Annotated in this window: 2 protein-coding genes; both read right to left on the bottom strand. The window is 72.9% G+C overall.

What is annotated here, in order from left to right; genetic code table 11:
* A partial coding sequence (locus ACIRS4_RS37300; protein WP_404204579.1) for a UvrD-helicase domain-containing protein occupies positions 1-235 on the bottom strand: 235 nt, incomplete at its 3' end.
* A partial coding sequence (locus tag ACIRS4_RS37295; protein ID WP_404204577.1) for a RecB family exonuclease occupies positions 232-1,306 on the bottom strand: 1,075 nt, incomplete at its 5' end. The genes ACIRS4_RS37295 and ACIRS4_RS37300, both read right to left, overlap by 4 nt.

Here is a 1,306-nt window from a genome sequence, read left to right as displayed (position 1 = left end):
GTTCGACCAGGCCGTTGGCCACCATCCACACCACGCGGGCGGCCATGGTCTCGGTCTTGCCGGCGCCCGCGCCCGCCACCACCAGGGTGGGTCCGGACGGGGCGGCGATGACGGCGGCCTGTTCGTCGGTGGGCGGCGGCAGGCCGAGCGCGTCGGCCAGTTGGCGCGGGGTTACGCGGCCTCCGGCGGCCCGGCCGTCGCCTGCCACGGGGTCGCCGTTCGATGCGGTGGTCACTCGTCGGTCACCTGGCGGCCGCGGTCCTGCACGGGGCAGCTGCCCGCCACCTTGCAGTGGCGGCAGCCGTCATTGCGCATGGCCAGGTAGCTGGGACCTTTCGAAGCGTCGGCGGCGTGGTGCACGATATCGCGCCAGCTGTCGACGCCCGCGGCGTCCAGCGGCGGCTGGGTGCGCTGGGTGGCGCCTTCCTTGGCACTCGGTTTGGCGACATAGACCAGGCGCGCGCCGCCGGGTTCACCCTCGCCGAGCGCGCCCTCAGCGGCGGCGACCTGGTAGGTGGCCAGCTGCGCGTGGTCCTCGGCGGCCTGTTTGGAGATGGGCGTCTTGCCGGTCTTGACGTCGACGATCACGAAGCGGCCCAGGGCATCTCGCTCCACCCGGTCCACCCGGCCGGTGATCCGCACCGGCACCTCGCCGGGGCCGCGGGCGGGCAGCACGCAGTCCACCGGGACCTCGACCCCGATGGCGGTGAGTTCGTCGCGGGTATTGCGCAGCCAGGCCAGGAAGGTGTCGACCATGGTCTCGGTGCGGCGCAATTCCGCCCGGGAATGCCAGTTCTCGCCGTCGCGGGCGGTCGGGTCGACCTTCTTCCACGCCTTCACCAGAGCCTGCTTCACCTGGATTTCGCTGACCTGCCCGGCCAGCGCCTGCACCAGGGTGTGCACCAGATTGCCCTTGAGGGCGTGCGGGTTCTCGGCGTCGCTGCCGCCGTGGCGTTCCAGCGCCCAGCGCAGCGGGCACGTCTCGAGCTGGTCGACGGTGGACGGGGACAGGGAGATCATCCCGGATTCGCTGTCCCACAACGGATTCACCGAGGAGAGTTCGGCGGTGCCGTACCAGTCGTCGGGGTGCGCGCCCCGCACGCCCGCCTGGGCCAGCCGTGCCAGCTGCCGGGCGGCGCGGGCGCGGCGTTCCGGAGCCGACTCGGGATCGCAAGCGGCGGTGCGCAATTCCGCGATCAGCGCGTGCATGGCCAGGGCACGGCCCGGGTCCACGGCCGGTGGAATCTTGCCCGGTCGCCCGTCGGCGGCGTCGGCGTCCAGCTCGCCGAGGAAGCGTGACGGCACC

It is taken from the genome of Streptomyces sp. NPDC101166 (genome assembly GCF_044768125.1).
Lineage (GTDB): Bacteria > Actinomycetota > Actinomycetes > Streptomycetales > Streptomycetaceae > Streptomyces.
Note: the sequence above shows the minus strand (reverse complement) of the source record. Positions and strands in the feature narration are given on the sequence as shown.